20 protein-coding genes are annotated in these 23428 nt (G+C 49.8%); 12 read left to right on the forward strand and 8 right to left on the reverse strand.

Translation table 11 applies throughout. The annotated features are described in order from the left end of the window. The first annotated feature begins 77 nt into the window (after positions 1–77). Entirely contained in the window at positions 78–791 is a 714-nt protein-coding gene (locus IE117_RS16840) for a carboxypeptidase-like regulatory domain-containing protein (RefSeq protein WP_189565646.1), read from the forward strand. A gap of 84 nt (positions 792–875) precedes the next feature. Here the strand turns inward: IE117_RS16840 and IE117_RS16845 are convergent, their stop codons facing one another. Beyond that, positions 876–1694 carry a UDP-2,3-diacylglucosamine diphosphatase gene (locus IE117_RS16845; protein ID WP_189565647.1) on the reverse strand — a complete coding sequence of 273 codons (819 nt, stop codon included), beginning with the start codon at positions 1692–1694 and terminating at the stop codon, positions 876–878. 207 nt (positions 1695–1901) lie between these two features. On the opposite strand from IE117_RS16845, the gene IE117_RS16850 reads away from it, so the two are divergent. From IE117_RS16850 to IE117_RS16860, 3 genes are all read left to right on the forward strand, one after another. Beyond that, a complete protein-coding gene (locus IE117_RS16850; protein WP_189565648.1) occupies positions 1902–2564 on the forward strand; it encodes a sensor histidine kinase in 663 nt (220 codons plus the stop codon). A 27-nt stretch (positions 2565–2591) separates the two neighbouring features. Beyond that, complete coding sequence (locus IE117_RS16855) at positions 2592–3350, forward strand: LytR/AlgR family response regulator transcription factor (RefSeq protein ID WP_189565649.1); 759 nt, start codon at positions 2592–2594, stop codon at positions 3348–3350. A 96-nt stretch (positions 3351–3446) separates the two neighbouring features. Next, a complete protein-coding gene (locus IE117_RS16860) occupies positions 3447–4847 on the forward strand; it encodes an OmpA family protein (protein WP_189565650.1) in 1401 nt (466 codons plus the stop codon). A gap of 22 nt (positions 4848–4869) precedes the next feature. Here IE117_RS16860 and IE117_RS16865 read toward each other — a convergent pair whose 3' ends face one another. After that, positions 4870–6927 carry a histidine kinase gene (locus tag IE117_RS16865; RefSeq protein ID WP_189565651.1) on the reverse strand — a complete coding sequence of 686 codons (2058 nt, stop codon included), beginning with the start codon at positions 6925–6927 and terminating at the stop codon, positions 4870–4872. A 143-nt stretch (positions 6928–7070) separates the two neighbouring features. On the opposite strand from IE117_RS16865, the gene IE117_RS16870 reads away from it, so the two are divergent. The 3 genes from IE117_RS16870 to IE117_RS16880 all read left to right on the forward strand — a co-directional run bounded on the left by IE117_RS16870 (position 7071) and on the right by IE117_RS16880 (position 11862). Further along, on the forward strand, positions 7071–7814 hold the full coding sequence (locus IE117_RS16870) for a hypothetical protein (RefSeq protein WP_189565652.1): 744 nt from the start codon (positions 7071–7073) through the stop codon (positions 7812–7814). Between the two features lie 221 nt (positions 7815–8035). Then, positions 8036–10378, forward strand: a complete 2343-nt coding sequence (locus IE117_RS16875) for a GEVED domain-containing protein (protein WP_189565653.1) — start codon at positions 8036–8038, stop codon at positions 10376–10378. A 32-nt stretch (positions 10379–10410) separates the two neighbouring features. Beyond that, a complete protein-coding gene (locus tag IE117_RS16880) occupies positions 10411–11862 on the forward strand; it encodes a hypothetical protein (protein WP_189565654.1) in 1452 nt (483 codons plus the stop codon). A gap of 149 nt (positions 11863–12011) precedes the next feature. On the opposite strand, the gene IE117_RS16885 is transcribed toward IE117_RS16880, so the two are convergent. Together IE117_RS16885 and IE117_RS16890 are read right to left on the reverse strand one after the other, a co-directional pair. Further along, positions 12012–12512 (reverse strand): DUF4494 domain-containing protein, encoded by a 501-nt coding sequence (locus tag IE117_RS16885; protein ID WP_189565655.1) that lies wholly within the window; start codon positions 12510–12512, stop codon positions 12012–12014. Between the two features lie 198 nt (positions 12513–12710). Further along, entirely contained in the window at positions 12711–12908 is a 198-nt protein-coding gene (locus IE117_RS16890) for a DUF2188 domain-containing protein (RefSeq protein WP_189565656.1), read from the reverse strand. A 290-nt stretch (positions 12909–13198) separates the two neighbouring features. Here IE117_RS16890 and IE117_RS16895 point away from each other — a divergent pair, with 290 nt between their 5' ends. Further along, a complete protein-coding gene (locus tag IE117_RS16895) occupies positions 13199–13828 on the forward strand; it encodes a hypothetical protein (RefSeq protein WP_189565657.1) in 630 nt (209 codons plus the stop codon). 161 nt (positions 13829–13989) lie between these two features. Here IE117_RS16895 and msrA read toward each other — a convergent pair whose 3' ends face one another. From msrA to IE117_RS16910, 3 genes are all read right to left on the reverse strand, one after another. Next, positions 13990–14658, reverse strand: a complete 669-nt coding sequence (gene msrA / locus IE117_RS16900; protein ID WP_229581046.1) for a peptide-methionine (S)-S-oxide reductase MsrA — start codon at positions 14656–14658, stop codon at positions 13990–13992. 133 nt (positions 14659–14791) lie between these two features. Next, entirely contained in the window at positions 14792–17731 is a 2940-nt protein-coding gene (locus tag IE117_RS16905) for a ligand-binding sensor domain-containing protein (protein ID WP_189565658.1), read from the reverse strand. A gap of 109 nt (positions 17732–17840) precedes the next feature. Next, entirely contained in the window at positions 17841–18458 is a 618-nt protein-coding gene (locus IE117_RS16910) for a 3-keto-disaccharide hydrolase (protein ID WP_189565659.1), read from the reverse strand. Between the two features lie 194 nt (positions 18459–18652). Here IE117_RS16910 and IE117_RS16915 point away from each other — a divergent pair, with 194 nt between their 5' ends. Together IE117_RS16915 and IE117_RS16920 are read left to right on the forward strand one after the other, a co-directional pair. Beyond that, positions 18653–19606, forward strand: coding sequence for a fasciclin domain-containing protein (locus tag IE117_RS16915; protein WP_189565660.1), 954 nt, complete (start codon positions 18653–18655; stop codon positions 19604–19606). 72 nt (positions 19607–19678) lie between these two features. Continuing rightward, the gene (locus IE117_RS16920; protein ID WP_189565661.1) at positions 19679–20623 is read left to right on the forward strand and encodes an alpha/beta fold hydrolase; all 945 of its coding nucleotides are present in this window, start codon (positions 19679–19681) and stop codon (positions 20621–20623) included. A gap of 113 nt (positions 20624–20736) precedes the next feature. Here IE117_RS16920 and IE117_RS16925 read toward each other — a convergent pair whose 3' ends face one another. Next, entirely contained in the window at positions 20737–21156 is a 420-nt protein-coding gene (locus IE117_RS16925) for a nucleoside-diphosphate kinase (protein ID WP_189565662.1), read from the reverse strand. A 186-nt stretch (positions 21157–21342) separates the two neighbouring features. Between IE117_RS16925 and IE117_RS16930 the strand changes: the two genes are divergently transcribed. Both IE117_RS16930 and IE117_RS16935 read left to right on the forward strand, forming a co-directional pair. Then, complete coding sequence (locus tag IE117_RS16930) at positions 21343–22371, forward strand: DHH family phosphoesterase (protein ID WP_189565663.1); 1029 nt, start codon at positions 21343–21345, stop codon at positions 22369–22371. A 110-nt stretch (positions 22372–22481) separates the two neighbouring features. Continuing rightward, positions 22482–23405: an FKBP-type peptidyl-prolyl cis-trans isomerase gene (locus IE117_RS16935; RefSeq protein WP_189565664.1), complete on the forward strand. Its 924-nt coding sequence runs from the start codon at positions 22482–22484 to the stop codon at positions 23403–23405. Positions 23406–23428 lie beyond the last annotated feature (23 nt).

The following is a 23428-nucleotide window of genomic DNA, read 5'->3' on the forward strand; positions in this document are numbered from 1 at the left end:
AGCGTTTGTTAGGTAGCGTTTCTCCTCAATGCCCATTATCAATCGCATCGGTGATCTGGTGCTAATTTATATAATAAATGAAGAATTTTCTCCTTGTGTTCTTTTTAACTGCCTCCCTAAGCCTAGGTAGTCAGATTGCCATTGCCCAAGGTGAGCAAAAGGCAATTATGTTTACGGGCGTGGTAGTAGCCGGAAAAAACACGGAGCGACTGCCGGGAGCTTACGTTTTTATTCCTCGAGCGGGGCGAGGTACCCTGACCAACAACTTGGGAGTTTTTACTATTCCGGTGTTTCCCGGCGATAGTATATTGTATAGCTACGTGGGCTACCGTACGCAATACCATTTTATTCCGCGGGACTATAATGAGCCGACCTACTCGGCCATCATCCAGATGCAGGAATCTGTGACTATGCTGGCCGAGGTACGTGTGTACCCGTATGCTACCGAAGAAGAGTTCAAGAAGGCTTTCCTAGCTCTTCGCCTACCCGACCAGGCAGACCGCGATGCTCTGGCGCGTAGTACTGATCTGGAATACATCACCCGAATGGCCGCTCAGATGCCTAACAACGCTCAAACCAATTACCGATACACGATGGATCAGCTCTTATTTGGTCGGGAATCGGCCGCCAACAAGGGCTTTGCTACCACTTTCCCATTCCTGAACCCATTTGCCTGGGGACGTTTTATCAAGTCAGTACAGGATGGCGACCTCAAAAAGAAAGACTACCGCAAGGAATTGAACCAAACACCCAGGGAAAGTATGTCTCGGCAGGATTTTATTGAAAAATAAGGGGCCCTGTAACGGGCACGCCCGGCGGTGACAGCATGGCTAATTGCATCATCGGTCAGGGTATCAGGTTTGTTTAACCTACCTTCACTTAGGTACTTTGCCACCCTTCCACTCCAACAACTCCACCGTCTTCCCGTCGAAAACCGCATACGTTTGCAGGTTCACCCACTCGCCCAAATTGATGTATCGGCTCGTGGCCGACACTTTGAGGTCAAGGGGCAAGTGACGGTGGCCGAAAATGTAGTAGTCATGCGGACTGGTTTGTTCAACTTCTCTGCAATACAGCAATAGCCACTCCTGCTCTTCGCCTTTAAAGATTTCTTCCCCTTTTTTCATATTTGAAATCCGGCTCTGTTTCGACCAAGTGTGTGCGATCCGCAGCCCCACATCAGGGTGGAGTTGCCGGAAAGACCACCGCGCCAGCGGATTTTCAAAGACTTTTTTCAATCCTTTGTAGAAGTGGTCACCCGGCCCAAGACCATCGCCATGACCCACTAACAATGTACGTTCGTTGCCTTTCGCGTCGATAATGCGATAGCGTACGGGAGCGCGATGGATCACTGCGCCAAGTTCGTGGGTAAAGTAGTTCGACATCCACATATCGTGATTCCCGGTAAAGAAAACCAGCCCGATTCCCGCATCGGCGAGCTCGGCCAGTTTTCCCAGCAGCCGGATAAAGCCTTTGGGAACGGCATACTTGTACTCAAACCAGAAGTCAAAAATGTCGCCCACCAGGAAAATCACCTGCGCATTGGGCCGAATGTGTTCCAGCCAGCGGACGATGGTCTGCTCCCGGGTGCGGCTCGTAGCCGTGTCAGGGGCACCGAGATGAAAATCAGAAGAAAAATAAATACGCTTTCCGGCTTGTAGCGAAACGGTCTCGGTAGGGAAATTTGCAGTCATGTAGGTCGTCCAAACGAAACCGCAAGTTAGGAGTTTATGGTGGTCGCGCGCAAATTTCGATTAGCCGGGCGATAACCCACTGGCGCCGATTATTGTCCCGGAGTGGCAAATCGCTCACTCGGTGTTTCACAATTAGCAGATATGCCTTAGTTTCGGAGAAACCACCAGGCCTTCATCGTTCCACAGGATGAGGCTTGTAACACCGAAATGATCATCGATCTAGATTTGCAAATGGCTCAACTGGAAGTGAAGTTGCTGCGGGCGCAGTTCAACTCGCATTTTCTTTTTAATAATTTGAATGCCATTAATTATTGTATTCTTCAAAACGACAATCAGAAGGCATCCTCTTATCTTACGCTATTTTCCCGGTTTTTAAGACGCATCGCCGGGCATTCGCAGAGGGATTTTGTTAAACTGACTGATGAAATCGAGACCCTCCACCAATATGTTCAGATCGAAAAGTTGCGCTTCGCCCGTGCCATTCAGCTGGTGGTTACGGTCGAGCCCGGTATCGAAACGGATGGGGTACTGGTTCCATCCTTAATTTTGCACAGCCACATTGAAAACATGATCTGGCATAATCTGGATGCGCGTGCCGACCGGGGCGTATTGACACTGGCAGTGCAAAAGAAGTCAGGAAAGATTCACATCTTACTGGAAACAAATGGAGCAAGTTCTGAAACTACTGATTTGCGTGCCAAGCCCGGCGCCCGGGAGAGTAAGCTGGAGCTGACTGTGAAGCGGCTGCAGCTCCTGAACGAACGGCATGGTACTGACCTGGAATTAAGAATGACCAAAAAGGATGCTTTTCGCAAAATCATTGGAGTCGATCTTTCTTTTTCACCATTCGCGTCCCAGACTTTGCCCTGAACCCTACAATTTAACCCTCCGGAATTCATGAGAGCTATACTTGTTGATGACGAGACACATTGCACCGAAAGCCTCGCTATCCTTTTGAGAAGCCATTGCCCCGAAGTGGAAGTGGTCGGCAAATACAACCGATCGGAAGAAGCCCTGCCCGTGCTCAATCGGGAGACTTTTGACGTGTTGTTTCTGGATATCGAAATGCCCGTATATAATGGCTTCGAACTCCTCAATCGGCTCACCAACAAATCTTTCGATGTGGTATTTACTACCGCATACGACCAGTTTGCGGTCAAAGCGTTCAAGTACAGTGCATTCGACTACCTGTTGAAACCAATCGATTCGACGGAATTGAAGGAGTGTGTTGCCAAACTTGGGGAGAAACGACGCCAGGGCGATCTTGAAGACCAACTCAATTTTCTGCGTTCGGTGCTGGTGAGGGAACAGCAGGTACCACAGAAAATCGCGCTGCCAACTACCTCGGGGCTGGAATATGTGGAGATTGCCGAGATTATCCGCTGCGAATCGGATAGTAACTATACCCGGATATTCCAGGCTGGCGACAATCCCACTTTAATTTGCCGAACCTTAAAGGAAGTGGAGGAACTGCTGGAAGGGGCCAATTTTGCCCGGATCCACCATTCTCATCTCATTAATCTGGATCATCTCAAAAAGCACGTGCGCTCCGATGGCGGCTACGTCGTGATGTCCGATGGCAGTGAGATCGCCATCTCCCGCAGCCGGAAAGATGTGCTGAATAATCTGTTGAAAGTAAGGTCTTTCCGGAATTGACTTTATGGTTTTAGTACTTGCCGTTTACTCGAATCCTGCCACTATTCTACCGGATATTATTTATATTTGATAATCGACACAATAAAAAATTCAATAATGAAACGATTTGAAACCAGTACGCTACTATTTCTCGTTCTTGTTTGTTCGGTGGTCGAAGTATCGGCTCAGATAGTGATCCGCAACCCCAAAACTACCGTAGAGCGGCAGGCTGAAAACCGGGCCAACCGTCGTATCGATCAAACCATCGACAGAGGTTTTGATAAACTGGAAGAAGGAATTGGTAGTATTTTTAAGAAAAAAGACAAGAAAGAAAAAGAAGAAAATAAAGAGCAAGAGAACAACCGTGAAAACGCCGGAACAGAAAGTAATTCTGGCAATTCTAACGGTGGTGGGCGAATGTCGGGCGGAGATGTGAACTCTGGTAGTGGTACGGAAACTGAGCCAGCGAAGGCGGCTTTTGCCTCATATAGTAAGTTTGATTTTGTACCGGGTGAGAGGGTGGTAGCCTCTGAGGATTTTTCGCAGGATGCGGTTGGGGATTTTCCCGCTAAATGGAACACCAACGGCACCGCAGAAGTAGTAACCATCGAAGGTTACGATGGCAAGTGGCTGATGCTAAAGCAAACCAAAAACACCTCGTACATCCCGGATTTTATAAAAGACTTGCCCGAGAACTTTACATTGGAGTTTGACTTGATCTACAATAACTGGGAGAAAGCGTATGCGTACCAGCAGCGTCTCTACGTGGTAATGCACGAAACCGAAAAGAGCGATGCCAAAATCCAGAGCGAAGCAGCGGGCCGGGGGGCAGGCTTTGTTTTTGACGGCGCAATGGGATCTGGCAAAGTGAGTTTGTTTCAGACGAATTTGACCGGTGGCCGCACCGACCTGGCAGGAGAAAGGGAAATGGACAACATCATTAATCCAGACAACAACGGCAAGGTATTTCATATAGCCATGTGGCGCCAGAAGCAGCGGCTGCGGGTTTACGTGGACGAACTCAAGGTGTTCGACTTGCCCCGCATTTTTCCGACAGACATAAATCTAAATGCCTTGCGGCTTCACTCTGAACTTTCTGAAGACGACGATCAGATGTTTCTCTCGAATATTCGCCTGGCAGTAGGCGCACCCGACACTCGCTCCAAGCTAATCACCGAAGGGAAATTCGTTACCACGGGTATTACTTTTGATGTCAATTCCGCCAATATCAAACCTGAGTCCTACGCAGTATTGAAAGACATCGCCGAGACTCTGAAAGAAAATGCTTCGGTTAAGGTCAAAATCATCGGCCACACCGATTCTGACGGCGAAGAAGCCGCTAATCTGGCCCTTTCCAAAAAACGCGCCGAGTCGGTGAAGGAAAACCTGGTGAGCGAATTTGGCATTGATAAGAGCCGCATCGAAACCGATGGTAAAGGCGAAACTGCTCCTGCGGCCGAGAATACCACTCCTGAGGGTAAGGCCAACAATCGCCGGGTGGAATTTGTGAAAATGTGACGGGCGAATTCGGCCTGTTCATTCACTCCGGCAACTGATACCGAATTTCCACGGCTGTTCCGGCGACTTCCCCGCCGGGGTCAACCAGGTCACGGACTTCTATTTTGATTTGGGAGGAAAAGTTTTTATTGAAAAGCTCAACGCGCTTATTGGTGATTTGCATCCCGAACGACTTCTTGTGAGTAGCCGAGCGACTCTTCATGTCGCGGGCCCGGTCTCGGCCGACGCCATTGTCTTCAATGGTGAAAATGCAGGCGTCCTTCTCTTCCGAAATCCGGACCGTAAGCTGCTTGTCGGGTTTATCGCTGTGCAATAACCCATGCCAGATCGCATTCTCGGCGAAAGGCTGCAATAGTAGGGGGGGGACGATAATTCCGTCGGTGTCCAGGTCGTCGGCAACAATAATACGGTACTTGAAACTTTCACCAAAGCGTCGGGCTTCGATTTCCAGATATAGACGCAGCGCTTCCAGTTCTTCACTTAATGGAATAGTGTTCTCACGTGAATTCTGCAACACCATTCGTAGTAAACGGGCGAACTTGCCGAGGTAGTCGCTCGCCTTTTCGTTTTCATTGTTCAGTACGAAGTACCGGATTGTGTTCAGACTGTTGAAAATAAAGTGTGGATTCATCTGCGCCCGAAGAGCCTGCATTTCCATTTCACCTAGCTGAAACTCAAATTCTGAACGCAGGTGCGCCTCCTTCTGTACCTGCATCGCCTCTGACATGGCCATCACCTCCTTGGTGCGTTCTTCCAGTTTTTCGGTCAGTTCCCGGTTGGCGGTTTCTGTTATTTCTTGATTCAGATGCAGCTGACTGACGTAAGCCTTCTGGTTTTCGTTGCGTTCACGCTCCAATACCCGCACATTGTACCCTAGGGCAAATGAAAAGCACATAATTTCGGCCAGTACACCAATCTGAAAATAACTGATCGGGGAGAGGGTTGAGAATTCCGGATTGCCGGCTATCCCTAAACTTAATAGCGTTGAGACGACTACACCCATGAGGAACAGCGCGTTGCCAATCAAAAAATACCCCAGTAGCGGTGAGCGATTTTTCTGAATAATCCTTGCCAGCATCACCAGAGTGAAGAGCAGGAGCACTGCCCGGTCGAAGGCGAGCAGTCCCGCTTCGAATTCCCGTTTCCAAATGATTGCCGAAACCGGAATCAGAAAGAGACCGTAGGTGAGAAGCGCTTTCCAGCAAAAGTTCAGGAAGCGGTGAAGCCTGGCATCATAATCCCGGATCCTTAACAACCCCATACTGAACCGGATGTAGAGCGCAGTATAAAGCATCTGAATAGGCTCGTTAAGTACCGCTACAAGTTTGGGGAATCCTCCGACCCAATATCCCAGAAAAAACAGAGAATCGGTTTTGGCAGAAAAATACAGGGCTACTCCACCCAGGTACAGACCATAATATAGGTAGAGTGAGTCGCGGGTAGTGATGTATAAGAAAGCGACGAATAGGAAAATCGCCAGCACCGAACCCAGAATGAGTACGCTAAGGTAAACCCCGTTGAAATTTCCTGAATACATCGACCAGAAATCGTTTCTCAGGCCACTTCTGGTTTGAAGCCAAATTTTAGCGTCAGACTGGGGATAATAGTAATTTTCCAATTTTACCAGAAATGATAGTCGCTCACCCGCCTGCATATCCACCGGCAGGCGGCAGTTATCGAAGCGATAGTCTGCTATGTGGTAGGAGGCAAAAGCACCGATTTGCCGGTGTGTCCAGGAGTTGAAATTGTCCTTGGAGTAATAAAAATCCACCAGATCGTTCTGACTGCTGGACTGGAAAATGCGGCGTTGCGGAGTGTCCAGGTCATTCAATAGATCGAAACGAAGCCATTGTACACTGTCCCTGCCCACAATTCCGTCGAATTCTGTCCGGTGGAATGTCCCTGCGTCAAGTGTGTCGCCATGAGCGTTGCGTACTGCGGTAACTCGCCTGGCTGCTAGTTGGTGCAGCGACGTGTCGCGATCGCCCGCAATCTCTGAGAGCCTGATGGTGGGAACGGTTTGAGCCAGTAAAAACTGGTGAGAAAAGAGCAGGAGCGTCAGAGATAAGAGTTTCCGCATGACTGGATTTCTTCCGTTCATTGATTCGAACCACAATATACGCAATCGCAGTTTTTCGCTGGTTACTTTCTGCTTTGGCCTTGCGGCAAATTGTTTATTTTTGGAAAAGTATTTGGTACTTCCTACAAAATTTCCACTTTCCCATGTCTAAAATAAAACTACTTATTCTACTTGCCACTATCGGTACCTGGTCAGTCCGTTCAACTGCCATCGCTCAAACCAAACCTGCCGCGAAGCCAGCCACTGATGCTTACCGGAATGCACAGTGGAAACCTGAGAAGGGCAAGTATTATTTCAGTCACGCGCTGATCTATGAGTACACCCGCAAACGCGACGAGACCAAAGGCGAGATATGGATTTTCATTGATCCGGTTACGGGCACGATGTGCTTCCAGCGTGAAAGTAGTTTTGGAGCCACCGACGATATGAATGAGCTGATCCTGGCTCTGCCCAATGGGAAGATGATTGCCTGCGGTACGACCGAATCAGGCAAAAAAATCCAGGCCGCTTTTCAGAATAGCTCGGTAAAGCCCGAACCTGATGAAGTCAAGGATCAGCAGCAAACATTTCGGGAGCAATGCAAGCCCACCGGAAACAAACGTCCGGAATTCGGTTGGGAGAGCCAGGAATACGTATTGTCCTACCTAAAGACCAATGAAAGTACCAAACTGTGGGTGGCTGAAGTACCTTTCAAAGTGTATCCTCTTTATGCTTTCGATGAGTGGGAGGGCGACGCCCAGTTGCCGGTTTCATTCAGCTACATTTATTTGCTTGGTCCCAACCAGCTCGTCACCGAATCGGACGACCAGTATGGCTCGTTGAAGTTATTGAGCTATGAGCCTAATCCACTGTTTTTGGATTTAAACCAGTACGCAAAACAATACTAAGAGGCATGGAAGGAGAAAGAGCATAACCCGGTTTGTTTGAAAAGTACGAAATAAAAAAAATCCTTCATACCCGACAATTTCTGCCGCCTTAATCAAGGCGGTAGAAATGGCACTTTATTTGCTCTGGTTTGCATTATTGTAACTGATAAAGACCAGAAGCGTCCGTGATTTTTTTAGCTATTTTTCATTTCCGACTTGGTAGGGTGGCCGTTGGGCTGCTTATGTTTTTATCATTGCCTTTCAATGGGAATGGGCAGGTACTGGAATGCCGTAGTCCGGAACCAACTCCACAGGAGGTAGCGGCAAGAGAGGCCAGGATCAAGGAGATCAAGAGAGGGAGGGTAGGAGGACGGTTGACGTCTGATTACTACACTTTTGTACCTATCCGGTTTCATGTGATCCGGCGGAGTAACGGAACCGGCGGAGCTACCGGAGGCGACGTGAATAATGCGCTGCTTGCCATTAACCGGGAATACAGGCAGAGCGGTTTGCAGTTCTATCTGGCGGGTAGCGGGCCGCATTATATAAACAGCAATACTTTCTACGATTACGAATACTCAGAAGAAGATGACCTGACGCAAGTCAATGACGTCAACGATGCCGTCAATGTCTATGTGGTAGGAACCTTGAACTTTCAGTCATCCAACGTAACCGGTTATGCTTACTACCCATCCGTGCTGGCTAGCAGTAACCGGGTTTTTGTCCGGGCTGACCGCCTTGCCGACGGACGGACACTTCCTCATGAGCTGGGGCACTACTTCAATCTGCTGCACACTTTTTATAATAATACCAATCCAAACGTGTCGCTGCGTGAACTGGTTACACGCACAGCAGGAGCAAATTGTGACACAGCAGGTGACTTGCTTTGCGACACCCCGGCCGACCCATACGGCCTGGTGGGGGCCAATACCTCAGGTTGTTCGTATACGGGTACCGTCAGGGATGCCAACGGGGATCTCTACCAGCCTGCGCTCAACAATATGATGTCGTACTACTACCTCTGCGGCAACAGTTTTACAGCGGGTCAGTACGATCGAATACAGGATGGCCTGTTATTGCGCACTGCCAGTAACAATGAATACACCCTTGATTTTCCTGCTTTGCCCTTAGTCCCTACTCAATTGATCGCTACCCAGACTAGCAGTGGGGTACAGGTAACGTTCAGCGATCCGGGTAGCGGCGAAAGCGGTTTTATTCTGGAGCGATCCGTGGGGAATGCTGCGTCTTACACTCCAATAGTCGGCCTAAATCCCGACGTGACCGCGTATCTTGACGCTACCGTGAGTACCAATACGCTATACTATTATAGAGTACGCGTAGCCAACGGCGTTCAATACAGCGCCGAGGATACGGCGATGGTTGATCTGTTCTACTGCAAACCCAGCTATTCTTCACCATGTTCGCCCGTTTATATTGCTGATTTTTTATTAACAAAAAACGCCGAGACGCTCGTTTCCCGCCTAAATTCCGGTTGTGGCACGGCCAGTTATAGCGATTTTACTTCTGCTGCGGCACCGGTAGTTGCAGGACAGAATTATAGTTTTACAGCCCGCGCCGTCTCAGGTGGGAACGGCACGTTTTTTCCACAGCATTTGTCCATTTGGCTGGATGCAAATGCGAACGGCATATTTGAAGCCTCAGAGCTGCTGTTTCAGTCGACAAGCAGCAACAATATGTCGCCAAATGTTTCGGGATCCATCAGTATTCCCGCCTCCGCGGCAATCGGCCCGACCCGACTGCGGGTACGCTCCCGTTTTCGCGACGAAGGGTTGGTAGAGGATCCCTGCGGGCCATTGCAATTTGGGGAGGCAGAAGATTACACGCTGAATATACAGGCGCCCGGGCCAGCTCCAACTACCCTTGATCTCAAAGTGCTGCTGGAAGGGGCCTATCGAGCGAATACAGGCTTGATGATTACCACCCTCAACCAGCGTGGGTTATTGCCTGGTCAGACTCCCGTGGGTTCCTCGGCTACGGCGACACCTCCCGGGCAGCCATACCAGGGCAGCCCGTGGAATTATACCGGCAGCGAGAGCGTAAGCAACTATCAGGCCAATGCGGTGGATTGGGTACTTGTTTCCTTGCGAGCCAATTCTCCTTCGGTTAACAATACGGTGTTTAGAACAGCTGCCCTGGTGTTGAACAATGGCCAGGTCGCTATGATTGGCACCTCGCCTAATCTTCCGGAAGGACAGGCTTATTACATTGTAATTGAGCATCGTAATCATCTGGGGGTACTTTCAGAAACAGCCGTACCAATACAAAATGGTACGCTTTCCTACGACTTTACCACCCAGAATTCGTATACCGATACGAATCCGATCTCCGTCGGCCAGAAGCAAATCGGCATGGTGTTTGCGATGCATTGCTGTGACGGCAACAAAAACCTGCCCGACGAAGATTTCGTAATAAACGCCAGCGATTATTTGCTGTGGCTTAGTGCCAACGGGGCATTCGACATCTACTCCAAAGCTGATTTTGACATGGACGCCCAAATCTCAGCCTTCGATAAATTGGTTTGGAATACAAACAATGGCAAGTTCACTCTGGTCGGGAGACAATAGCGGCTACAAGCAAAGATTCTTATCTGATAAAAATGATAAACTCTACCTTTCGAATGTTTTGGCGGCTGACTACCTGCACTATTGTACTCTTTCTGGTATGCTCCTGTGGAATAGCCATAGCACAAAACGGAAAGTACGATCTCAGGCTGATTCAGGAATCCGTGGATTGCGGTACCCGCAAGATTACCTTCGTGGCACAAATCAAAGCCTCTAATCTTGACAGTGCCTTTATTTTAGGAACATCAAATCTGCCCTTCACAGTTTCGCCGGGTACTCTCACCAATCCCGTCCTGTCCTCCATCGACAACTACTCTGGTGGCAGGTACGGGTTGCTAACCTTAGTCGCACAGGGTTCTGTCCTTACACTCAATGTGCTGTATAATGGTAGCGCCCCTTTTGATGATACGGTCAATGTAACTACTTCCTGGTCTGATATTGCACACCTGACGTTTGATATTCCGGTGGGAACTGATGGATGTTACACTGCCACCTGGAATGGTCCGGGTGCTTTTCCCAGTGCCAGGGTTTCGCAGGTAGTTATTGAAGGACCAGTGGCCACAGAGGTTCCGGCTATTTCGGGCACGCTGGGCGATGCCGCTGGATGTGCCTTTGCGGCCAGCCTCCCCACAGCCACCATCACGGGAGACACGGTTGTTAATAGCGGCCAACAGGCTACGCTGAAAGTCAGTTTCGATGGCAGCCCGCCCACTTCAATCAGTGTTGCCGGGGTAGTTTATAATAATTTGTCGGTGAGTCCATTAAATATCAATGTGTTTCCCGACCAAACTACCACGTACACTATTGACTCTGTCAGCAATGCCTGCGGGCGAGGAACAGTGTCAGGGAGTGCCACGGTAACCATAGCGGCCGTTCCACCTGCCGATACGATTGCCACGCTTGATGTTGCCGCCGATACTGTCTGCTTAGGGAGTGACATCCAGGTTGCGTTCACTACCAATGCTTTTTTCAATTCCGCCAATGCGTTCAAAGTTCAGCTTTCTGACGCAAACGGTTCAAACTTTACGGATATTTCCAGCACCGGCACTGCCACGCCTGGTCCGCTCAATGCGACTATTCCGGCCAACCTGCCAGGGGGGGCGGGTTACCGCGTGCGGGTGGTCTCCACAGGGCCGGGCATCACGGGCACAGCGTCGGCCCCTTTTGTCATAGCGGATGCCCCCACCGCCACGCTTTCGGGTAACGCTACCATTACGAGTGGGGACTCGGCCAATCTTACGGTGAACTTCACTGGAAGAGGCCCCTGGAAAATCCAACTTTCGGATGGCAGTGAGTTCACTACTTCGGTCAATCCTTTTACTATTCCTGTATTCCCCACTCAAACAACCACCTACTCCCTCACTGCGTTGGAAGATGCCTGCATCGAGGGTCTTGGTTCGGGAACCGCTACCGTTACCGTGCTGCCGGATGGTGAACCCTGCACAACCCTTTGCGTTCCGGTGACCGTGGCTATTATCAAAAAATAATGACTGTAAACAATCAGGGTCGGTCGATTGGTAGTTGCTTTACCAATCGACCGACCCTGATTGTTTCGTCCTTATCTTTTCCGCCCCCCATAAAAGGCAGGGCTGGCGGACATCTTGATTAAATCACGAATGTCTCGTTTTCCAGGAGATCAGGCGTTTGCTTCCTGTTCGGCCTGTACTTCGGCCAACGGACGAAAATTGGGGGGGACCGCTTCCTCAGTCGCACCCGCCTCGTAGGGAAATACGTCCAGAATTGGTGTGAGGTTCATGTCGGTGGTTTCGTAAGGAATCAGCATGGTTCGCTGGCTCTCGGTAATCCGTTCCAGGGCCTGAGTGATATCCTCGGCGTTCAGTAGCACGTAATTGACCACCTTTTTTTCCTTGCCGCTCTTTTCGTCGATCGAATAGAAAACTACCTTGGCTTTGAACCATTTTTCTCCGCCTTCAAAGGTCAGCAAATCCGCCAGGCGCATCCGCGTGATGGCCGTAACCGTGAAATCCGTTACACCTGTTACAATTTGCCCGTAAAGCCTTGCTTCAGCCTCGGTGTATGTCAGGGCATCCACGAGATACGCCTCATTGGTTGTTTTCAGCCTTCCGTTTTCGTCTTCTTTCTGATAACGTATTTTTCCTAAATACCAGCTTGCCATGTGGGTGATGATGAATTATGACGGGGTCGCCCGTGCGATGATGAATGATGGATAGTGTGGGTTGAATCTTGGTGTGATACCCCACCTTTTACCAATAAAAAAGAGGCAGGCGGGGTTGGCCGTCTTGCCTCTTCGATGATTGCAAAAGTACGTTTTTTCTCACTTTCTTACCAGAGAAATTTCTCGTAGTTTTCACCATTACGGTGCTTTGTCCTTCCGAATTTTCTTATTTCGGTTCTTGGCCCACTCCTCGGCCTTGGCCGTGGCAATGGGGATCGCGCGGTCTTCTTCATAGCCATCATCCAGTAGGGCATTGGCAATCTCGATGGCCTTGTTGCGTACGGGCGCCATGAAGTTTTTCAGCGATGGCGGATATTCGGTCTTTGTCCAGGGCATTGTTCGATCGATTATATAATGGTAGATACTGAGTGAACCAGGCTTCGGAACAGTAGGTCCCTTCCATGGTTTGTCTGCTCGTCATGCCTGTCCCTGAACCTGGTTTAAAACTTTATGCCAAAGTATTAAACCGCTCGTAGCGTCTGTGGTCAGAACGGTGCTGCCGATCGGGGAAGCTGTGTATTTATGAACGAAAATGTACGCATTACGAACGTTATGATATCATAAAGACGTTCTATCCCCTGTTTACAGAATTGCTAACCACCAGTTTCTATCAATCCAGTTATCCCATGAAAAAAATAACCGCCACTCTCGGTCTTCTTACACTAGCCTTGTTTCTCACCCAGTGTGGGGTAAGTAATCAAATAAAGGAAGCCAAAACTTTCGGCGATTGCCGTTATGCCATCTCTTCCGTCGATAGTATTTTCCTGGCCGGGACCGACGTCCGCGAATTCAGGAATATAAAGAGTGTGAAGGATCTCGATCCTACAAAGTACCCGCAATTGGGTTTGGCGCTATTGCGCAAAAAAGTACCCCTCGATCTGCGCGTCAACCTGGATATCGTTAACCCGACCAATCGTCTGGCAGCCATCAATCAGTTGGAGTACATTGTGTTGCTTTCCAAAAGTGAGGTTTTCAAAGGGGTCCTGAATCGCCGCATCGAGGTGTACCCCGGTACAGGAAGTACTCAGGTTCCGGTGCAACTAAGTACCAATGCCTACGACCTGATCGCCAACGACCAGACCCGCGATAGCTTCGTGGCCATGATCCAATCACTTTCAGGCAAAGATGACAGCAAGCCTGCTGTCCTCACGGTTAAAATCAAACCCACCCTCGCCGTCGGCGATAAGGCCGTGAACTACCCTGGGTACATCACCTTCGAGCAGGAGATAACTCCTAACATGGTCATCGGAAAATAAGAGTCCCTAAGGAAATGGTTTCGTCCTGAAACAGCGAAATCGGTTTCCAGTCGAGACTTTTCTTCGCTTAAAAGAAGGGAGGGACAAAGGTAAAGCTGCGAACGGCTTTGCCTTTGTCCCTCTCTTCTTTTGGTGACAGCCTGTTCTGCCTGATCAGAACTTTAAACCCCTTCTTTCAATGCTCCTTTGTATGCGGCTTTGAATTTCTTGAAGCGGGGGATCGATACGTTTTGCACGTATGGGTTTCCGGGGTTATGCTCGATATAGTCCTGGTGGTACCCCTCGGCGCGGTAGAACTTGTCGAGTTTTTTTACTTCCGTGGTGATTCTGCCATCGAAGCGGTCTTTATTCAACTGAGCTGTGAGCCGCTCGGCGGTCGCTTTTTCTTCCGGAGTTTGATAAAAAAGAATCGAGCGGTACGAAGTGCCCCGATCGGGCCCTTGCTGATTGAGCGTGGTAGGATCGTGCGAAAGATAAAATACGTTCACTAATTCTTCATAGCTGATCTTCGCAGGGTCATAGTAGACCAGCACTGTTTCGGCGTGCCCGGTAGTTTCAGTATTGACCAGATCGTACGTCGGATTTTGCGTGTGGCCCCCGGCATAACCCGAAATAACCGAGTCAACGCCTACGACAGCTTCAAAAATTTCTTCGGTACACCAAAAGCAGCCTTCGGCAAAAGCTGCCGTGGCCTGCCCGGCCGAGTTTTCCAGCGCCACATCCCGTACGGCGCTGTTATCTTTTCCCTGTTGATTATTCGTGGTTTCGCACGAAGCGGCACCCAACATTAAGCTGGCCGCGGCTACGCCGATGATTTTGTAGAGTCTCATTTATTTAAAGATTGGTTTTTGAGAGTAAACGCGATGCGGTGGGTTTGTGTTTCATTGCAGTAGCTGGTTCGTGCATGAAAACCCATTGCTCAGCTATCTGATTCAAAAACGAAACACTACCATTGGGTACCCACTAACTCAGGGGAATCTCAATCGTCACCTCAAGCCCTTCGCCAGGTTTGGCGAACCATTTCATCTGGCCTTCCAACACCGAAACCCGGGACCTCACGTTGCCTATTCCGAGGCCTTTTTTGGCTTTCTCAAAGTCAAAGCCCTTGCCGTTATCGGAATAGAAAAAAGAAATAGCTTTGCCGGAAGGGACAACCGAGATAATGATTTCGGATGCTTCGGCGTGCTTTATCGTGTTGTTGAGCAGTTCCTGCGTAATACGATACAGCCCCGTTTCAATATTTTTGGGCAGTTGGGCCACCAACTTACGACACTCGAATGTCACATGAATCTGGTCGGTGGCATTGATCTTGTCTACCAGCTCTTCTACTGCCGCCACATAACCATATTGCTCCAGCGTGCGCGGACTCAGTTCTCGCAGCAGGCGACGAATATCCACCAGCGATACGTGGATAATATCAAATACTTCCTTCTTGATTTTTTCTGCCTCAGGACTTTTCTTCAGGTAGTTGGTCAACGAGGAGACATACAGCTTTAGCGTGGCCAGCCGGGAACCTACCTCATCGTGCAGATCCTGAGCGATGTTGCGGCGTTCCTGTTCCTGCGCATCCAAGGCTATTTTGAGCCGATCACGCTGTTTTCCGGCTATGCCTTCAATTCTCTTTTTAGACAGATAATAGGAGACACCGGCAATCAACATGAGGTACAGAATGGTAAACCACCAGGAGCGCCAGAAAGGAGAGTCTATATTGATGTAGAGCTTTCTTTCCTGGTCGCTCCAGACACCGTCGCGATTCGCTGATTTAACCTTGAAAACGTATTGCCCGGGCGCGAGGTTGGCGTAACGCGCATAGGTGCGGTCGCCTGCCTCCACCCACTCCGGGTCCTGACCTTCCAGCTGGTATTTATAGAAGTTTTTCCCATTGCTGTAATAGTCAATGGAGGCAAATTCCAGGGAAAAAGTATTTTGCTTGTAAGGTAGCGTCACTATATCAATCTCGTCGATATAGCGGGGCGATTCATAGGGCTCTTCATTGATCAGGAAGTTGAATAAATGAATGCGTGGCTGATAGGAAAGGGTCTGAAATTGTTTAGGATAAAAGTAATTAAGCCCTTTGATGCCGCCAAAATAGCACTCCCCTGATGAGGTTTTTAAAAAGGCATTGCCATTGAATTCCAGCCCCTGCAAGCCATCGGAGAGGTCGAAGTTGCGTATTCGCCCCGTTGATAATTCCAGGTTCGAAATGCCGTGGTTGGTACTTACGAAAACGTTGCCGTCCGGAGCTATCACCAGCCCGTAGATATAAGAGTTAGCCAAACCATCCCTTTCGTCATACAAGCGGTATTTATTTAAATTCTTGTAGTATGCCAGCAGACCTTTTTCCGTCGCGACCCAAAGGATGTTTCGGGCGGTGTCTTCTCGTATTGCATTGATATTGTAATCTTTGAAACCATTGAAACAACTCTGCCATCCGTCTTTTTTTATTTTGAAAGCGTACAATCGATTAAAATAAGACCCCAGCCACAGGGTGCCTTCATGGTCAAGGAAAGTGGCAAAGATGTTCTGATCGCCCAGATGAGGCACCCGTTCGAAAGTTCTGGTTTCAGGATCAAAAATCCACATGCCCAGCTGCGTTCCCAGGAGTAAACGGTGGTCGGGAAGCTCCAGAATATTGCGCGTATAGGCCCGGGTGCCGGGGTCACTGTGGAAAGAAAAGGTCTCGAACCGTTTATTTTTACGGTCGAATAGCATCAACCCACCGTAGGTGCCTACCCACATTCGTTGTCGGCTGTCGCGAAAAATAAATTTCAGAATGTTGTCCTGCTCGGTAAAGTACCTTGCTTCGACAATCCCTTTTTTGCGATTGAAAATGTCCAGTCCCCCTTCGGTACCCAACCAGATTCGGCCGCGGCCGTCCTCGGCCATGCTGCGAACGGACAGGTCGCTTAGATTGCGCTCAGGCTGTGATGGATCAGGCTGTCCGAAGTAGCCGAACATTGATGCGTTGGGAACGATCTTGACCAGGCCATCGGGATCGCTGTTGGCCCAAACGATGCCTGCCTGATCCACATACACGCGGTAAAACTCGTAGTTATCGAAACTTTCCGAAGAGTTGTCCCGGTACTGAACTTCTCGGAAAGTTTGACTTTTTTTGTCGAAAAGCCACAGACCGTTCCGCTGCGTTCCCAACCAAAGCCGTCCATTATGATCCGCAGCCAGGCTGAACACCACGCCGAGGGCTCGCTCTTCCGATGCCCAGGCGAATAATTGATGCTTCTTTCTACGGTAGTCAAACCGCAGCAGTCCACGGTCGGTACCTAACCAGGCGACTTCGTCTTTGTCAATGACGAAAGAGTAAACATTGAAAACTTCCCCATATTCGTTCAGGACATTATTGGAGAAATAATAGTGATACGTCCGGCTTTTTACATCGAACTGCGCGATACCCTTCGGGCATTGAAGCCAGATATCCCCGGATTCGGTATAGGTGGTCCAGTCGACAAAATCGAAGTCACGGTTGATGTAGGCATAGCTACCGACCTGCCGCAACCTGCGACTTTTGAAATTATAGGCCATGAGCCCTTGCCCTTCGGAGGAGAACCACAGTTCGGTTTCGGTCGCATGGAAGGGCGAGGTGCGGTGCTTTTGGGCCGAGGGACGATAAAGGGAAAATCGGTCAGTGGCACGGTCGTAACGGTTGAGGCCCTCTTCAGTCCCAACCCAAATGTTGCCCTGCTTGTCCTCCACGATCCCTGCCACGTTTACGCCTTTGAGCGCATGAGGGTCGTGGACATCAGGCTTATATACGCGGAACCGATGGCCGTCGAAGCGGTTGACACCATCCTGCGTACCTAACCAAAGGAAGCCGCGTGAATCCTTAAGCATGTGATAAGGAGAGCTTTGCGAAAGCCCGTCACGCACGGTCAGGTGTTGGATCTGCATGGGTTGGCCATGCAGATCCAAAAAATGGGCGAAAAAAAGTACCTGGCAAATTCCCAGAACTCGCCGAAGTACCTTCCAGTCACCCATTCTGACATTCACTAATTCAAATTTAGATTTGAGTCAATATCAGGTTCTTCCAGCGTACTTTGATTCCGCCACCGTCGTGAATTTGCAAAGCAATGGCACCTTCGCCTTTCCCGATTTTTTCGTCTTCAAAATCCACCATCGGGTGACCATTGAGCCAGGTCTGGACGTGGTCGCCTTCGACGCGAATTCGCATCTTATTCCACTCGCCCATTTTCAGGTACCCTTCTTCTTCATCAGGAATCTGTTTGAGCCAGCCGCGCCCGTAAGACTCATACACGCCACCCGAATCGTGATTGGGCGGAGCCACTTCCACTTGCCAGCCACTCACTTTGGTGCCTTCAAAGGTAGAACGAAAGAAAATCCCGCTGTTACCGTTTGCCTCCTGCTGAAATTCTACCGTCAGATCGAAATTCTTGTAAAATTTATCGGTAGACAGGTAGCCGTAGGCTTTGTCGGGACCGCTTTCGCAGACCAGGAGGCCATCCTCCACGTACCATTTTTCAGTACCGTGAATTTTCCAACCGTCGAGGTTCTTGCCGTTGAAGAGTTTTACCTTTTTCTTTGCAGGAGTGGTCGAAATGAGAAATACTGCCGCAAATGCTGCTAATATCAGGGTAGCTAACCGAAAACGTGCTTTCATTTTGTTTGTTTAGAGGATTGAAAAAAAATCTTGGGTGAATAAATGTGAAAATATTTGTTTCAACTAAATCAGTCAGAGCAAAGTAAAATGACCAACCGCGCATTATCTACTTTTTGCTTATTCAGAAAGGTAATACTATCCACCCTTAAAGTGGAGTTATTAATAGGATTTACCATTCAAAACAAATCTAAGTTATGAAAAAAATGAGTGTCTTCGGTACGATGTGGGTGAAGTTGGTGATGGTGGGGCTGCTCTTCGGCCTGGTGACGGCTTGCAAGGACAAGGATAAAAATCGGGTGAAGCCTATGACAATCGCCGATGTCATCGCGGGCGACGGCGATTTTACCATTCTGGCCGCTGCTATCCGCCATGCCGACTTGAGCGACGCCCTGCGGTCAAGTTCGCTTACCTTACTGGCTCCCAACGACGCCGCTTTCCGGGCGTCGGGCTTTGCTGACGTTGCAGCTGTTACTGCCCGGCCTGCCGGTGAAGTGCGCGACCTGCTGAAGTACCACATCTTGAGTACTTCGCAAAGCCAGGCCGAAATCGCCAACGCCAAAACCGTAGCCAACTTGGCTGAAAAACCCGCCTATGTCACGGTCAACGGAGCAGGTGAGGTACTTATCAATGGAGTACGGATTATCACGCCCGACCGGAAGGCCGACAACGGCACGATTCACGTGGTCGAGCGGGTACTTCAACCCATTTCGCGAAATCTGGTGGAAGAGCTGAAAGTGCATTCCGACCTGAGTTTTGCTCTGGCGGCAGCAGAACGGGCGGCGGAAGCTAACAGCACGCTCAGGAATATTTTTACAACTTCCAGTTCACAGTACACCTTTCTGGCGCCCAACAACCAGGCGTTTATCGACTTGGGATTCCCTTCTCCGGGCTCGCTCAGTGCCGCAAGTCCCTCGGTTCTGGCGGATATTCTGCTCTACAACATTGTACCGGGCAGGCTGTTGGCCAATAATTTTGCTACGGGAACTCTGGCTACCGCCGCTGCCAATAAATCCATCAAAGTCGATACAAGCAATGGGATCAAGATAACCGGCAATGGCAATGGTGGAAAAGTTACGAACGTAGGTCAGACTAACATCCTGGCCACCAACGGCGTAATTCACGTTACCGATCGGGTGCTTCGCCCTTGACGTTCCAGTTGTTTATTGGGATGAAAAGCGGACTGCGACAACTCGTGGTCCGTTTTTTATGTTGATGGTAGTATGAAGAAAGAGGGAGAATTATCAGAGGAGAAGGAAAAAGAGAACGAATCGAAGAAGCGAATTTGGCTTCGGTGGCTCATTGGGGTAGTTTTGCTCCTCTTGGCCGGCGGCTGGTGGATGGCGCAGCGCGTGGATCTGCGCATCAGTGATAAGGAGCTTTCCGTCACCTTCAAGTCGCACATGACACCGATTGCCATCCATCGTTATAAGGTAAAAGACCGGAAAGTGCGGTTCGTGGAGTTTGGGCGCGATAGCCTTCCGGTGACGATTCTGGTACACGGTGCCCCCAGTTCGCTCAGCTTTTTCAGTTCACTCTATGCGGATACGGCCCTTACCAACCATACAATGCTTGTCGGGGTCGATCGTCCCGGATACGGATATTCGGGCTTTGGCAAGTCGGTCATTTCGGTCAAAGAGCAGGCGCGTATTCTGCAACCGCTCATCAATCACTATGCGACGCAAGGGAGAAAGGTCAACCTGGCGGCGTCCTCCTACGGTGGTGCGGTAATTGCCAAACTGGCAATGGATAACCCCGACAAAGTAGGAGGTATTTTATTCATTTCTTCGTCCTTAGCCCCCGGGGAAGAATATACCTACCCAATCAGCTACATGATCGACTCACCCTGGTTCGCGTGGTTCTTTCCGACCATCTTGCGTGTGGCAAATGATGAAAAACTACATCACCGGAAAGCGCTGGAAGATATTCAGGATGGATGGCACCGTATCAGGGCCCGCATTATCATGCTCCATGGCAATGCCGACGAGCTGATTTATTTCTCCAATGCGGAGTTTGCCCGTAAACAACTCGTCAATGCGCCGTCGTTCACGCTTATTCCGGTAAACGGCGTCGGACATACGTTGATGTGGGACCGCCCGGAATTGATCAAACAAAGTTTATTGGACCTGCTTAAGAAGCCGAAAGCGGATCAATTGGCTAGCAATTGACCACCAGGAGATTATCAGGCGGTGAGTGATTGACCAGAAATTCGCAGAGGGCGAAGTGACCGTGGGTCGCTGCCCCTCTGCGAATTTACATCGTTTTCAGTGCAGGCTGGAAACTAGAACTTCTCAGTCTCGGAGAAGAAAAAACTACCTTCGATTGCTGCATTCTCGTCTGAGTCCGATCCGTGAACGGCATTGGCTTCAATGGACTTGGCAAACAATTTCCGGATCGTCCCTTCATCGGCATTGGCAGGGTTGGTAGCGCCAATCAGTGTCCGGAAGTCCGTCACGGCATTGTCCTTTTCCAAAATCATAGGGACGATGGGCCCCGATGACATGTACTTGCAAAGGTCGCCGTAGAAAGGCCGCTCCTTATGCACGGCGTAAAATTCGCCCGCCCGCTCGGATGTGAGCAGCGTTTTTTTCATGGCAATGATCTTGAATCCCGCTTCTTCGATCATTTTAATAATTGCTCCCGTGTTGCCGTCCGCCACTGCGTCGGGCTTAATCATGGTAAAAGTCTTGTTTCCTGACATTCTATATACGAAATTTTATTCGGCCGCAAAACTAATCCAATTTCTCCACAAAAAGGACTTGACGTCACAAATCCCGGTAGTTTTACTACTTTTGTGCGCCCAATACGGGCACTTTACCTCGGTTTTGGCTATCTCTCTTTTGCAAAAATAGCCGGAAGTACTTCTGCCTATCGAATTTAACTCATTGTGAATCAACAAATCGACGCTTTACGCGCCCTGCTTACCTCCCCTCAGAAAGTCGTCATTACCATGCACCGCGACCCTGACGCCGATGCCATGGGGTCTTCTCTGGGCTGGGCTTTGTACCTGGAAGCGAAAGGGCACAGCGTGAACGTCATCAGCCCCACCGATATCGCACCTAATCTTATGTGGATGCCTACTGCCGGGCGGGTACTTACGTACGAAGGGAACAAATCAAAACCCAAAGTCTGCAGGGAGCTGATTCAGGATGCCACCCTGGTGTGCTGTCTCGACTTTTCGGCTCTCTCCCGTTTGAAGGAGCTTGGGCGGTGGGTCAACGAAGCTCAGGGGGCAAAGCTGCTGGTGGACCACCACATTGAGCCCGAAACTTTCGCCGACATTATGGTCTGGGACACAGAGGCAGCAGCGACGGCGCAATTAATTTATAAGATTGTCAGTGAAATCGACGGTCCGGACTTTTTCGATGTACCGATGGCCGAGTGTCTTTACGCGGGCATCATGACCGATACCGGTTCGTTCCGGCACGGAAACACTACGCCGGAGGTTCACCTGGCCGTGGCCGATCTGATGCGCACGGGTTTCGAGGTAAACAAGGTGCATCGCATGATTTTTGACAATTCGCCACTGCTGCGTATGAAATTGGTGGGCCATGTGCTGAGCGAAAAGCTGCATGTGTTGCCCGAGTACCGCACGGCTTACATGACCTTGACTGCCACTGAACTCGAAAAGTACAAATCCGGTGCGGGTGATACGGACGGAATCGTGAACTACGGCCTTCAGGTCGAAGATGTGGTGATGTCCGTATTGTTCATCGAGCGTAAGGGAGAGGTGAAAATCTCTTTCCGGTCGTTTGGAGAGTTCTCAGTGCGCGATCTGGCCAATGCTCATTTCAACGGCGGTGGCCATCGCAATGCCTCGGGCGGGCGTACGACCATGTCGCTGGATGACACCGTCGAGCAATTTCTGAAATTCTTACCCTTTTATAAGTCTCAACTCCTGAGTGTAGAGAAATAAGGACCTTTTTTTGCTTCCTTTGCACAAAAAACGGGGGAAGCGCGTTATAGCAAGTATTATTTTAGCCAAGAACCCATAAACCACTCTATTTCATTTATAACCAAAAAACAATGAACCTCAAATCGATCGGCCTCTTGCTGGGCATCTGTTTCCTGGCTGCTGCCTGCAATAAATACCGAATGCAGGTAACGGAAGACGGCCTGAAGTACCAATTCCACGAACACGACGAAGACGCCCGCAAAGCAAAAATGGGTGAAATAATGTCCTTCCACCTCGTTCTCAAAAACAGTGAGGACTCCACCCTGCGGAACACGTATGAAGAAAATATGCCCGTGAAACTGGTTCTTCAGCAGCCTCCCTTCAAAGGTAGTTTCGAGGAAGGGCTGGCCATGCTGGCAGTTGGCGACAGTGCTACATTTTACGTAAGTGCCGATACGCTTTTTGCCAAGATGATGCAACCCATGCCTCCCATGGTGAAGAAAGGCACTGATCTGGCATTTACGGTAAAGGTACTGGACATACAGACTTCCGAAGAATTTCAGAAAAAACAGGGCGAACTGAGTGCTGCCCAGAAAGGTATTGACGCCAAGACAATCGACAAGTACATCGCCGACAATAAGCTGGGCGACAAAATTCAGCGCACCGACTCGGGTCTGGCTTATGTCGTCGAAAGCCCCGGCTCGGGTGGTACGCCCAAAGCAGGCGACGTCGTGAAAGTACATTATACCGGAAAGCTGCTTGATGGCACTGTCTTCGATAGCTCCAAGGGCAATCCGCAGACCAATGGCGAACCCATCGACTTCCGTGTTGGCGTAGGTATGGTAATTCCCGGCTGGGAAGAAGGCATCATGTCGATGAAAAAAGGCGAAAAGCGGATGATGATTATCCCGTCGGGTCTGGCGTACGGCACCGAAGGCAATCAGGGTATTCCACCCAACGCGGTACTACTGTTTGATGTCGAACTGGTCGATTTCTCTACGCCTCCGCCGAGTGCCAACCCCGGACCAGGAATGCCGGGCAGTGTGCCACAATAAGGAGATACCAGATTTTAGATTTT

It is taken from the genome of Persicitalea jodogahamensis (assembly GCF_014651615.1).
Classification (GTDB): Bacteria; Bacteroidota; Bacteroidia; order Cytophagales; family Spirosomataceae; genus Persicitalea; species Persicitalea jodogahamensis.

Coding starts and splice junctions, on each gene's coding strand:
- IE117_RS16885 (WP_189565655.1), bottom strand. CDS start 12,512: ATGGCAAGCTGGTATTTAGGAAAAATACGTTATCAGAAAGAAGACGAA.
- IE117_RS16935 (WP_189565664.1), top strand. CDS start 22,482: ATGAACCTCAAATCGATCGGCCTCTTGCTGGGCATCTGTTTCCTGGCT.
- msrA (WP_229581046.1), bottom strand. CDS start 14,658: ATGAGACTCTACAAAATCATCGGCGTAGCCGCGGCCAGCTTAATGTTG.
- IE117_RS16875 (WP_189565653.1), top strand. CDS start 8,036: ATGTTTTTATCATTGCCTTTCAATGGGAATGGGCAGGTACTGGAATGC.
- IE117_RS16880 (WP_189565654.1), top strand. CDS start 10,411: ATGATAAACTCTACCTTTCGAATGTTTTGGCGGCTGACTACCTGCACT.
- IE117_RS16850 (WP_189565648.1), top strand. CDS start 1,902: ATGATCATCGATCTAGATTTGCAAATGGCTCAACTGGAAGTGAAGTTG.
- IE117_RS16925 (WP_189565662.1), bottom strand. CDS start 21,156: ATGTCAGGAAACAAGACTTTTACCATGATTAAGCCCGACGCAGTGGCG.
- IE117_RS16870 (WP_189565652.1), top strand. CDS start 7,071: ATGTCTAAAATAAAACTACTTATTCTACTTGCCACTATCGGTACCTGG.
- IE117_RS16890 (WP_189565656.1), bottom strand. CDS start 12,908: ATGCCCTGGACAAAGACCGAATATCCGCCATCGCTGAAAAACTTCATG.
- IE117_RS16865 (WP_189565651.1), bottom strand. CDS start 6,927: ATGCGGAAACTCTTATCTCTGACGCTCCTGCTCTTTTCTCACCAGTTT.
- IE117_RS16895 (WP_189565657.1), top strand. CDS start 13,199: ATGAAAAAAATAACCGCCACTCTCGGTCTTCTTACACTAGCCTTGTTT.
- IE117_RS16845 (WP_189565647.1), bottom strand. CDS start 1,694: ATGACTGCAAATTTCCCTACCGAGACCGTTTCGCTACAAGCCGGAAAG.
- IE117_RS16840 (WP_189565646.1), top strand. CDS start 78: ATGAAGAATTTTCTCCTTGTGTTCTTTTTAACTGCCTCCCTAAGCCTA.
- IE117_RS16905 (WP_189565658.1), bottom strand. CDS start 17,731: ATGCAGATCCAACACCTGACCGTGCGTGACGGGCTTTCGCAAAGCTCT.
- IE117_RS16855 (WP_189565649.1), top strand. CDS start 2,592: ATGAGAGCTATACTTGTTGATGACGAGACACATTGCACCGAAAGCCTC.
- IE117_RS16860 (WP_189565650.1), top strand. CDS start 3,447: ATGAAACGATTTGAAACCAGTACGCTACTATTTCTCGTTCTTGTTTGT.
- IE117_RS16910 (WP_189565659.1), bottom strand. CDS start 18,458: ATGAAAGCACGTTTTCGGTTAGCTACCCTGATATTAGCAGCATTTGCG.
- IE117_RS16920 (WP_189565661.1), top strand. CDS start 19,679: ATGAAGAAAGAGGGAGAATTATCAGAGGAGAAGGAAAAAGAGAACGAA.
- IE117_RS16915 (WP_189565660.1), top strand. CDS start 18,653: ATGAAAAAAATGAGTGTCTTCGGTACGATGTGGGTGAAGTTGGTGATG.